The following is an 11,695-nucleotide window of genomic DNA, read 5'->3' as shown; positions in this document are numbered from 1 at the left end:
CCTGACCGGGTTTCCTCCCCTGGGACAGCCGCGATACCGAAGGGCTTTCATTGCCGAGCGAGCTGACGCTGCCCGTTGACGATAGCTGTCAAACGTCTCCACGCCGACGTAGTGCGCAATGCGGGCTCAGCCTCGCCGATATCTGCCAATAACGCACCCAACTCACTCGGGACATACGGCGGATCGAGATCGATTACCCGATCCGCCACTTCCAGAACTGCTTTCGGCCAGCGCTTGGCGAGGCTGGCTCGCTCGCCTGCATCGGCGCCGCGCCTCTGTCTGAAGAGATACATATCTGGATGCTCCGTCGGCCTGAGAAAATCTTTCAGCGTTTTGATCATCTCCGGAAATTTCTCGAACGAATCGTCGGCTAGGCGAAGAAGTGCGTCACTCGTGCCGGATGTTTGGAATCTGACCTCCTGCGGCCAGACAGCAGTGAAGAAGCGTCTGCCGAAAGATGTCCACGCATCGTGTTCTCCGATGATCCGGCTGGCCGTCCAGATCGCGGTCTGACGCCCTTCGTCATCCACTGATTGAAGTGCGGCTCGGCACTCTTCGTCCGAAATGTATTCGCGCCCCTTTCTATGCCACCATGCTGCGATGACGAGTACGGTGACGGCGTTCCGCTCGTCCCGGTCTTCGGATAGCCAATCGAGACGCTGCGAAAAGATGCCCAGGAACGATTGCTTCAACTGCCGGAACAGATCCTTTGATTGGGGAGGACTGCCACTATGTAGAAATCCTCTCCACGCAGCTTCCGCTAACACGTTCTCGAGGTCAAACAGAGGTAACAGCTCACGTCGCACCCAGTCGGGGTCGACAAAGTTAAGCCATTCGAGATGTCGCCCCATTAGTCCTGCCGCATGATCAGCACCCTCACCTATGGAGCCTAGGGATCGTGTAAGGCGAGCGGCGAGCGGTCCGGCAATTTTATCGTTGCGACCAGGCTGGCTCTCACCAATCGCGTCCAACAAGGTATCGACCAGTTTTCCCACGGGGCCGTTGATTGCGTGGTCCAGCGATCTCCTCGAACTATGAATTTCCTTGCCCGCGACGAAGCTCCCACCCAAACCGCTTTTCGTTGCCTCCTCACCGGCAGCTTGGAGCGTGTCGAAAGCGTCATCCCAAACCCCTTCAAAGGTTTCCGGATAAATTTTCGCGATCCCTACCATGTGTTCGGAAATCCATGAAGTGAGATAGCCACGCACGTTCACCTTCAACTCGGCCGGCAAACGCAATATTCTTCGCCCACACAGGGCGGTAGCGCAGGGGGTCGTGTTTTTCGGCCATTTCGAGAAGAGCTGTTGCCAAAACTCCTGGGGATACCTGCCTGCCCGCGATTCCGATGCAAGCGCAGCTAAGGCTCGCGCCGGCCGTTCCGCAACCAGGCCCTCAAAGGGAGCGTGCTCGACGAACATGCTCCCCTGTCGCCCACTTAGGCTCGCGGCCGCGGGTATGATTTCCGTCAAAGGCAAGCCGTCGAGGCTTGACGGATCCGTACGTCGCTCCACCCACCCCGAGCGGCCTTCGTGATCCAGGTCGGCGACGACTTCGCTTCTTTCAGACCAACCCTCGGACGCTCTGATAGAAGCGAGCGCCGCCGCCGCGGCATCCGACAGTTCGCAGTGATTGCGCTCCAGCCATCCCAATCGCGAGCCTATCTGGTATCGCCTGAATTCCTCGCTCCCCTCGTGATCCGCCGAGCGGGCCCGTCCGACAGGGTTGCAAATTCGCTCCTCGACCGAGCGCCTCTGTGTGTCGGAGAGTTCCTGCCATCTGAGGCGGAGCAAATGCAGCACGTCGCGCTCGAGGTAGACGTTCCAGAACGACGCGTCCGAGAGCTCGATCAATCCGGTCGCGATCACGGCCGGCTCGAACAGACCGGGCGACGCCCATGCATGCAATCTGAACTTGTCGAAGAAAAAGGGGGCGGATGGTGGCAGTAGAGCGACTTGCCGTAGCGCTGCGGGCTTATCAGACCGGGACAGGCGGTCGAACAATCCAACGGCCCAGAGAAAAAGATATTCCGGCCCGTCCTGCGGCACGAAACGGCGTCCGGGTTTCTCTTCCGGTTCCAGTGTGGGAAGCCGGAAGAACTCTGCCGAAATCCCTGTCTCTGCCAGCAAATCCCCCGCACGTTCCAGCGATCGGCAAACGATCATAAGTACTTGGGCGAGAGCGGCATCAGGAATATCGATGTCCTGGCCATGGCGCGATGTGCAGTGAACCTGAAAACGAAGCAGCGCTTCGATGTGAACGTCGGGGGACCCGGGCGGAAAGACCTCCGCGACCGGCGACAGTTTCAATCGGGGGCGAATGGTGCTCTCGAAAGCCCGAAAAGCACCCCTCGTCCATCCCGTACGCCGAAGCTTGTTTGCGAAATCATACCATCGGAGATCGTGGAAGTCCTCTCCGAGATCATCCTCCATTTCCAGTAACAGAGACCAGGCACGCTGGACGCCTTCCGAGAACGCCGCCCCATAGCCGGACATCCGTCGGTTAATCCGGCTCGTCAGCTCGGTATGAAGACCCAGTTGCCGGCTCGCCCACCAAATCGCAACCGGCTCATGGCAAACCTTCTCGAACCAACTGGAAAGGAATAGGAGACGCCGAGGGAGAGCGTGCGAGCGGTTGGCATAGGTCCCGCTTAGCCGAATGTCACCGCCGACGTCCGTATCGGAGGGCAGACGCGCAAGTAGATCGACGCCGTAGCGCAACCGGCTTCCTACCTGAGGCGTATCGTCGTCGAGACCATAGTCCTGCAACGGATTCACGTCGACACGTCCATTGCCTACTGAGGCGCTAAAAGATGGCCGGTGGCGCGTATTGCGATCAAGCACGCAAAGCCATTCTGCATTTGGTGGGGGATCGCTGTTCGAAAACGCCAACGCTCCGTCAGGGGCCGCGGCAAGAGTCGCCACCTGTCCGCGCTCAAAGGGCCGCAATGATCTGGGTGATTGTTCCGCCATCCTAGCCACGCGCACGTTCCACGCCGACGGATCGTCTGCACGCACTGCCCACTCATCGAGTGAAGCCCACAGATCCTCAAACGCTCCAAATGGGACGCCAATGACCCCAAGCTCGCGCCACTTCGAAACTACATCGCTTTCCTCTCCCCGATCAAAAGCATAGATCGGCTGTAGCCTTGCAGAGGTGCTGCCAGCCAGGCCTTCCAACAGATATCGGATCGGGGGATCTCCCGCGGAATAGCCAAGCAGCACCACGGTCTTTCGTTCAAGCAGTTGCCGGAAGAAATTTGTGGCCCAGCCATCCGCGAGATATGCCCGCCCGAAGTCTCCAGATCCCAAGATGAGCGAACTTGCCGTACCTTCCCTATGTCGACCTGACCCGAGCCTCCCATGAAGGTAAACGACTCCGTCGTGACTGCTGTCGCCCGTCATCAAAGGCAAAATCGGCGGTGACCAATAGCGTAACCCCGGCATTGCCCGTTCGAACAATAGATCGAAGTTTGTCGTGACCACGAACGGCCTACCCCTTTCGTCTTTCGAAAGGCGGAGCACGGTCTCATGGTTGACCGCCCGGACGTTCTTCGGCGTCCTTAAAAGACGCGTCACCTCGGCCTCGATTTTCTCAACGGAGTAAAGTCGTTGAAGCTGGCCGAAGACCTGATCGAAAGGTGGTGCGAGTTCGGGGTCGTTGCCGGCGATCGCGGCGGCCATTTGCGTCGCGACCTTAGAAGCCGCTGGCACACCTAGCTTTTTCATGACCTGAACGGTCAGCTCGAAAAAGCTTAGTAAACCGGCAGGTTTCGATACTCCAGCGCCGCAAAAGAAGACCACTTCGCCCCTATCGCGGCTCGTGAGCAGCCCAGTCGGTATAGATGGTCCGAGTTCTGTAAAACGCATGGTAGCATGTTAGATCGGCGACTGCTCGCAATCCATGCAAATTGTAATTAGCAGGGCCGATGTTTCCCTTTGTCCACAACCGCGTTACTCTGGGATGTTTGAAGTCTATCGCCCGACAGGGCAGCAGTAGTTTTCGCCCAGCAGAGGATACGCATCAAGCAGTCGTTACCGATGGGTTCGGATATTCCGGCGGTTTCGTCACGAGCCAATGGCTCCCCTGTGAACTGGCTCGATCTCGCGCCATAAGCACTGGAAGCGTGACGGTGGCGCGTAGGCCCCGCAATTCCTGCGGATCGTTCAGAAATGCAGCGTGGCTCAGCCACAGTTCATTATTTTCGATGATCCCATGCAGACCTGCGAGGTCTGTATAATGTGTAAGGCGCGCGGGTGCCTTTCTGTCGAGACCTGACGTTCGCACCGTGACACTATCCGACCCCACCGACTTTCTAGAGTTAGGCATCTTCGACCTCAATCGGGACTCTTTCGCGTTTCCGGAGAAGGATTAAAAGATCGAAATGTCACAGCGTTCAAGCAAAATCCGGATTTCAAATGGCTCTCCGCCGCTAGGTGTGCGTCAGGTTTCCCATCGCGGAACCCGTCATATCGGCGCTTGCAGCGGCAGGCTGGTCGTACATGGCGGCATACACGGAAAGATTTTAGCGACAATCGGCGTTTGCGGCTTGAGCGTGAAGGGTAGCGGAGCTTAATTGTCGGATCAATGGCAGTTAGAGGACTCTCAGTCAGCTAGCTGACCTGTCGACTGACGGGCTTCCTATCAAGCGACAAACTTAACGCGTTAGGGCACTAGTATTCGGAGGAAATTGTGAAGCTGCGAAAAGCTCGCATCGTTGGTTTCCAGTCATTTAGAGACTCGGGGGAAATTGAATTTTCCGATGGCACAAATCTTATTGTGGGGCAAAACAATGCCGGAAAGAGCGCCTTATTACGCGCTCTGCAACCGGCATTGCGCGACGACCGGCATAGGAGTCCTGAAAAATGGGCCGCAGCAGCTCTTCCAGTTCCCCTTGTCCGCCTTGACATCGAAATCAGTGGCCCAGAACTCGAAACTGCTCTGATTGAGAACGGCCAAAACTTCATTCCGATCCCCGACGAGCACGACGCTGTCGCGTATATGGATCAGTTACTGAAGTCTCCTAAAATGCAGATTTCCGTCAGCCATCGACCGGGATTGATGTTCTCCGCGCCTTATCCTGGCCACGATCAATTTGCTGCGGGCACCCGCCAATCCAGCGCCGTCGTCAATGTCTCCGATGGAAATTTGACGTTTCAGCAAATTTATAATGGTCAAGACACGACCGCCTTGCTGGTGCATTCGCTTTGGCAGAAGTCAATGTTTTATTTCGACCCCGAAAGGCTGACGATTGGCGAAAGCGGATTTGCGCACGCGCCACGTTTAGCACCGAATGCGAACAACCTGCCGGCCGTTTTACAGACATTAAGAGGTGATCGCGGGGACCTGTTTGACCGGCTTGTGGACTACCTCCGCGAAATCTTCCCCACCGTCGGCAATCTAAGTGTTCGCCCTAAGCCAGAGAATGGAAACAGCGAAGTAAGGGTATGGCCGACGGAGGCCATGGAAAGGGTGGAGCTCAGCTTTCCTTTAAACCAAAGCGGAACCGGGGTCGCTCAGGTCATTGCGTTGCTTACGGCTGTGATGACCGTCGAAAATGCTGTGGTGGTTATAGACGAAGTGAATAGCTTTCTGCACCCTGCGGCGGTCAAAGTTCTGCTTCGAATTCTCCAGACTGCATATAGCCATCATCAATATATAATATCCACGCATGCCCCGGAGGTCATCGGTTTCAGCAATCCGAGTACTCTCAACGTTGTGAAGCGTCTCGGCTACGAGTCATCGGTTCAAAAGCTGGACTTGAAAAAGGTGGGGCAATTCAGGGAGGTCGCCGAACATTTGGGGGTCGCAATGGCGGACGTTTTCGCCGCCGACCGCATTATCTGGGTCGAGGGTCCGACCGAAGAACTCTGTTTTCCTCTCCTCTTTCAACACGCGGCCGGCCGGCCGCTTCCCCGGGGCACGCTCGTCACCTCGGTCGCAAGCACAGGGGATTTTTTCTTTAAGCGTCGGGATCGCCAACTTGTCTATGAAATCTACAGTCGTCTCGGAAGCGCGGTGACGCCACTGGTGGTGAAATCTATCTTCAGCTTCGATACCGACGACCTCTCGCAAGCCGACATTGACAAGATGACGGAACAATCTCGGGGGAAAATGCACTTTCTCCCTCGCCGCCATTTCGAATGTTATCTGGTTGATCCAGGCGCGATCAAATCGTTTCTACAGGAAAAAGATCCCGAGAACGCGAACCAAATCGACCGCGCTCAGGTCGAGGCGACACTCCAGAGGCTGGCAGACAACGACTTCAAGATACCCGAATGGAAGGGCGATATCCATGCGGAGGACTGGCTAGCTCGCGTTGACGCCGCGAAGCTGATAGACAAGGCATGCACCGAACTCTCGCAGACGCGCGTCAGTTTCAACAAGAACCGCGACTCGTTGTTCTTGCTCCAACACATATGCAGCGTTCATCCCGAGGCAATAGAGTCGCTCGCCGCGTATGTCTGCAATCTAGTCGGCGCGGTCTCATAGAACGATGGGCTGCGCGTCCCTGCTGAGCCAGGCACATCGCTGTGCCGACCGTTCAGGCGCGCCTCATTCTGCTGAATGGCAACCCCGGCCCTGAGATCCATGCCGTGACGCACGCACCCGCCGGTCGGCGAGGACAGGTAGCCGTGCAGTTTCGTCATCCAGTCGAGAATCTGCTGTTGCGCCGTTCCCCGGTTGCCCGATCTCATCATCACCGATGATCTTGTTGAAATACTTAACCTGAAGCGTGCCGTCACTTGTGCCGGTGCCCCGGAACACAGTCGCGACCGATTCCAGAAGCCCAAGGATTTCCGACACCGCCTGCCGGCTTTTTCCTTCATCGAGGAGCCGGTACAATGTCGTGAGGATCCTTAACCGCCGCGGTCATGACTGGAGCGTTGAGCGACTCCGACGCGCGGTCCATCGCATGGTTCGCGAGAAGCTCGCCGAGCCGGACCTGCTAGCTCGCTCTCCGCGCCGCGCCCCCGAAGATCATTTGATGAAGCTCGTCGCCGCGATCACCATCGCCGATCCCAGTCTGTCCTTACGCGATATTGCTACGCAACTCGATCAGATGGGCGAGCGGCCAGCACGGGGTGGCCGGAAATGGCAACCATCGACCGTCAAGGCATTGTTGGACGAAGCCCATCGCTTCGGCCTCGTTCGCCCTTGATGGAGCGCACCGTCAAATGCCCATTTGTACGATCTCAGGGTTGCTTAAGACCCTGCTTTTAAGACGCCACGTCGTCTGAGCAAAAATGACGATCATGGTGCGCATGGATTATCACCGAAGCAATGATCCGGCGGAGTGTGGGGTTCGCAACTTCGCGGGCTGCGACCGGCAACAGAACCCATTTGATCCGCCTCTCGCCTTTCTCCGGATAGGAAGGCGCGATCCCTTGAACGTTCAGGAGATGGACGGAGACGCTGTAGAGCAACGAGCATCCTCTGCGTGCTCACTGTGCTCACCCGTACTCGGGAGAAAGGGACGGCTAGGTGCTACCAGCATCGCGTAGGTCATGCCAGGAGCAGTATTGTAAAAGTATTGTATTTTGCCATATAGTGGGAGCAAGGAGTAAATGAACATGGCACGCGCAAAAACCTTTTCGCTTGGCGATACCTACGACGGGATTCTTTCGGATCTCGTCCGCAATGGCCGGTTCGGCACGGAGACTGAAGCCGTACGGGCCGGAATTCGTATGCTGGCGGATCACGAGCTTAAAATGCAGGTCTTGCGTCACGACATTCAGACGGCCGACGCCGAGATTGAAGCCGGCCTCGGGAAGGAATACGCTACCGGCGCGGATCTCCTCAAAGACGTCATGAACGAAAGCTAAGGCCATCAAACCGAAACGCTTGATTATCGCGCCGTCCGCGATCGAGGATTTGCGGAATATCCGGCGCTATATCGCAGAGAGCAGTCCTCACTATGCGCAGGAATTCTTAGCCGACCTGACCGCCAAGATCGCATGGATCGCCGAGGTGGACTTCACCGGATCTCCCCGCGATCATATTTCAGAGGGCCTGCGCGCCCTGCCCTACCGGAACCGCTGCATCTATTATCGCTCCTATCACGACCGAATCGTGATCTTGCGCGTCAAACACGGCGCCGAGGATATCAAGCCGCAGGATTTCGAACTTTAGTTAGCTATAGCTTTTGACTATGGGGCGCCCAGCGGCGCGCGCCTTGCTCCAACGTACGCTGAAATCTCGGTTTGCATAAATAGGCGTCACGACATCTGTGGACACCCCGGTGAATGCAAGAAGAATTTTCAGTCAGGTATCATTTGCAAGTAGTCGGGTGCTGACATCTGTCCGGCCTTTGTTGCGACCTTCAGATGTCGCGGGCCCGTATGGGAGTTTGCGAACCAGATCCAAACCACGAAAGCGTGCTTTGATGCACTTCGTCGTGAACTGATTCTTCTGGCCCCTCTCATCGACCGTATCGCGATACCTTCCTTTGACCTTCCTACATTCTCGACGCCTCAGGCTGTGCAGCTATGCCGCTGCCGGAGCTCTATACGTCCCTCCCGATGCCATCAGTGCCCATACGATCCGGGCGAGCTTGTTGGCCAGAGCCACGATCACAAGCATGCGCGGTTTACGGGCGAGCATGCGAGCAAGCCACGTCCCTTGTCGACCGCCGCGTTTACAAGCTTGTTGGACCACAGCGCTGGCGCCGATAATTAGCAGCCGCCTAAGCGTCCGCTCACCCATTTTTGACGTCGCGCAGTTTCTGTTTTCCTCCTGTTGAACGCTGCAATGGCGTTAGGCCCAACCAGGCGGCAAAGTCGCGACCCTTCTTGAAGGTTGCGGCGTTTGGTGCCAGCGCAATAAGAGCCGTTGCGGTTATCGGCCCAACGCCAGGGATTGTCGTCAGCCGGCGAGCGTCTTTGTCCTCCCGGGTGCGTCGTACGATTTCGCGATCGAGTTGCTTGATCTTCTCCTCCAAAGATCTGAGCGCTTCGACGAGCATGAGAAGCACTGTACGTGCTGCTTCCGGTAGATCGCTTTCGGGATCTCCTACCTTTTCAACCAACTTGGCAACGTGCGCCGGCCCTTGGGCAACGATCAGTCCGTATTCCGCCAGATGACCACGCAGGGAATTGATCAACTGAGTACGTTGCCGCACCAGGATATCTCGAACTCGAAATACCGCCGAACTGGCCTGTTGCTGCTCGCTCTTCACCGCGACAAACCGCATCGTCGGCCGTTGAGCCGCCTCGCAGATCGCCTCAGCATCGGCCATGTCATTTTTCTGGCGTTTGACGAACGGTTTGACGTAGGCTGGCGGAATTAAACGAACCGTATGGCCGAGATCACCGATAGCGCGCGCCCAATAATGCGCTCCACCGCAAGCTTCCATTGCAACTACGCAACGCGGCTGGGCAGCGAAGAAGCTCAACACCTTGTCGCGCCGCAATTGCTTTCGGAAAGCAACGGCCGCCGAAGCATCGGCGCCATGCGCCTGAAAGACATTTTTCGCCAGATCCAACCCAATTGTGCTAATTTCCATTTCGGGCACTCCTCTGTTGTGGAGGTTAAACACCTGCCACCTTGGCACATCGATGCCGTCGAGGGGTGTCCACCCCATCACGAAAGTGGTGGATCTGCCCGACATTTGAGAACATAGGGTGATCACATCGGATGGGCTGCGGTGACTAGCGGTTTAGGTTGGCCAAAGCCTGATCGAAATTGAGCGTGGCCTCCCCACCCCCTCTGCAACGACACACTATTCCGATTTCGTGCTGATGCGCCGACCGGGTGGTAACACTTCGAGGCTGCGACGATCCATCTGCGCCAGCACTTCATCAAAGCTGAAAAGGGATTGCCAGCCGAGCCCGTTCTTAGCCCGGCTTGAATCATACACACGATCAATGGTGCGTGGCAGGCTCCATCCTCTCCGGTCAAACTCAGCAGCAAGATCGGGCGCCCTACGTCTGATGGCGGAAGCCGCATCTATCGAAAGAATTTCACAGTCTTGCTTTATGAAGGGGCTAGCCGCCGAGACAATGTAACGCTGGAAATGCGCCCCGCCATTCGACAAAGCTGCAGCGTGGGCGTCGGCGACGTCACGCGCATCGATGCCACGATGCAGCCTATAAGCGGCCATTACGTCGCCTGGCTCCGGAAAACTCCGCGACATGCGTAGAACCCGCACGGCAAATTCTGGACCAGCCATTTCTTACAGTACATTTTCAGCTTCAAGCTTCGTCCGATGATAGATGCTCTTCGGCAGAGGGGCCATGTCTTCGTCTATCCAGGTGCAAGAGCCGACCGAAACGACATACCCATACAAGGCCGTCGTGCTGGTGAAAACGAACCGTTTCACGCCTGCGGCGATCGCCTCCCTTGCGATGAGCCGGGTTCCCTCCACGTCGATGCGCTGAAATTCTTCATTCGGCATTGTGCCAACATGGGGGCATGGAGTGCGGACGTGTGAATTACCGCATCTGCTTTTCGAAGAACCGGGCGTAGCAGCATCTCGTTGGCGAAGTCGCCGACAACATGTGTAGTCGAAAAAGGAGAGCGATCAATTCCAATGATCTCGTGTTGTCCACACACGGCGCCAAAAATGGCTCGACCAATTCGTCCGGAACTACCTGTAAGAACTATACGCATGGGCAGCTTTCAAAAATCTCGTTTTGGTGACTCACCCAATCCGGGCTGAAATCAGCGATGAAATCGCGCCCGAGCGCGGATGATTGCGCGCCGCTACAGCTAGTATGCTCGCGTAAGGGAAAACTCCTCAAATTAACGGCAAAGGACATAATCAGTGAGCCCAAAAACCATTGAAGTCGAGATCTCCTGATGGCTGCTCGGAAGTCCAATCGAGCGGCTCGGAAAAGGCCATCAATTGAGCCCATTCTTTCATGTACGCTGCTGCAATTGTCTCGTCATGAAGAAGAAGCGCGTTCTCGAACGACCGCGTAGCGTTTGAGGTTACGTTGAAAGAGCCTGTCCAAACCGCGTACGGATGCGCAACCCAACGAGGAGTGTCGTATTGGTCTTCAGCCTTCTGCTCAGGACGACAAAAAACGAGGAATTTATGATGCATTCGTGGATGATTGGTCATTCTGTCCTTTGAAAAAGGACCGACGCATCGGACCGGTTCAATGATAAGTTTTGAAGCCGACCATTCATCCCCATCCTTTTCCCATCCATCTCCGAAGTAAAGTCGATTGTCAAAGTCAAACCATCTAGCGTTAAATCGCGGGAGGCCCGCTATCTTTGATATCAGATCCGATTTTGTTCCAACCAGACCCCCTTTTTCGTCCGTATCCTTTCGAAGCCAATCTTCTTTCTGGAGGAGCACGGAGACCGCCTTCTTTGTTGCAAGCTCTGCCCATACTCTTGGGAGGGTGAACCATGCGACGCAGCCCACGACATAGCTCGCAGCGCCGATCTGCTCTAACAGGTGCCTCTCTAGATTTTTGAAGAACACCTCGGCATTGCCAGATCGCGTCGAGTAGTCCTCCTGTCTAATTCCTTCAATCCAATCGAGCTCATTCAAATTCAGCATTTTGGCCCCGCACCTGAAAACAAGATGCGGAAGATTGCCCGCTCCGAGATGAAGTCACCGTTTAATTTTCTTTGGAAATCACGCGAAATTATTCGTTGGATAACAATCCATTTCCTCGTCCGCGTGCGCTCAAACAGCTCGAATTTCCCCGCTGACATTTCCACCGAACACGTGGGCCGCGCATCC

Annotated in this window: 6 protein-coding genes and 3 pseudogenes; 4 read left to right on the top strand and 5 right to left on the bottom strand. The window is 56.1% G+C overall.

Annotation, left to right across the window (positions count from 1 at the left end; genetic code table 11):
* Positions 1 to 47 precede the first annotated feature (47 nt).
* Positions 48 to 3,866, bottom strand: a complete 3,819-nt coding sequence (locus CCGE525_RS36905; protein ID WP_120709224.1) for an SIR2 family protein — start codon at positions 3,864 to 3,866, stop codon at positions 48 to 50.
* Positions 3,867 to 4,689: 823 nt separating this feature from the next.
* Between CCGE525_RS36905 and CCGE525_RS36900 the strand changes: the two genes are divergently transcribed.
* On the top strand, positions 4,690 to 6,489 hold the full coding sequence (locus tag CCGE525_RS36900; RefSeq protein WP_120709223.1) for an ATP-dependent nuclease: 1,800 nt from the start codon (positions 4,690 to 4,692) through the stop codon (positions 6,487 to 6,489).
* 63 nt (positions 6,490 to 6,552) lie between these two features.
* Here CCGE525_RS36900 and CCGE525_RS36895 read toward each other — a convergent pair whose 3' ends face one another.
* A complete protein-coding gene (locus tag CCGE525_RS36895) occupies positions 6,553 to 6,843 on the bottom strand; it encodes a hypothetical protein (RefSeq protein WP_205587545.1) in 291 nt (96 codons plus the stop codon).
* Here CCGE525_RS36895 and CCGE525_RS36890 point away from each other — a divergent pair.
* The 3 genes and pseudogenes from CCGE525_RS36890 to CCGE525_RS36880 all read left to right on the top strand — a co-directional run.
* Positions 6,842 to 7,159, top strand: a pseudogene (locus CCGE525_RS36890) (recombinase family protein); the annotation flags it as partial. The gene CCGE525_RS36895 and the pseudogene CCGE525_RS36890 sit on opposite strands and share 2 nt — an antisense overlap.
* Before the next feature lie 412 nt (positions 7,160 to 7,571).
* On the top strand, positions 7,572 to 7,823 hold the full coding sequence (locus CCGE525_RS36885) for a type II toxin-antitoxin system ParD family antitoxin (RefSeq protein ID WP_120709430.1): 252 nt from the start codon (positions 7,572 to 7,574) through the stop codon (positions 7,821 to 7,823).
* A gap of 19 nt (positions 7,824 to 7,842) precedes the next feature.
* Complete coding sequence (locus CCGE525_RS36880; protein ID WP_245472520.1) at positions 7,843 to 8,130, top strand: type II toxin-antitoxin system RelE/ParE family toxin; 288 nt, start codon at positions 7,843 to 7,845, stop codon at positions 8,128 to 8,130.
* Between the two features lie 354 nt (positions 8,131 to 8,484).
* Here the strand turns inward: CCGE525_RS36880 and CCGE525_RS36875 are convergent.
* The 3 genes and pseudogenes from CCGE525_RS36875 to CCGE525_RS36865 all read right to left on the bottom strand — a co-directional run bounded on the left by CCGE525_RS36875 (position 8,485) and on the right by CCGE525_RS36865 (position 11,509).
* Positions 8,485 to 9,502, bottom strand: a pseudogene (locus CCGE525_RS36875) (IS110 family RNA-guided transposase).
* A 216-nt stretch (positions 9,503 to 9,718) separates the two neighbouring features.
* A pseudogene (locus CCGE525_RS36870) lies at positions 9,719 to 10,608 on the bottom strand (NAD-dependent epimerase/dehydratase family protein).
* A gap of 151 nt (positions 10,609 to 10,759) precedes the next feature.
* On the bottom strand, positions 10,760 to 11,509 hold the full coding sequence (locus CCGE525_RS36865; protein ID WP_120709221.1) for a phospholipase D-like domain-containing protein: 750 nt from the start codon (positions 11,507 to 11,509) through the stop codon (positions 10,760 to 10,762).
* Between the last annotated feature and the right edge of the window lie 186 nt (positions 11,510 to 11,695).

It is taken from the genome of Rhizobium jaguaris (assembly GCF_003627755.1).
Taxonomy (GTDB): Bacteria; Pseudomonadota; Alphaproteobacteria; order Rhizobiales; family Rhizobiaceae; genus Rhizobium; species Rhizobium jaguaris.
Note: the sequence above shows the minus strand (reverse complement) of the source record. Positions and strands in the feature narration are given on the sequence as shown.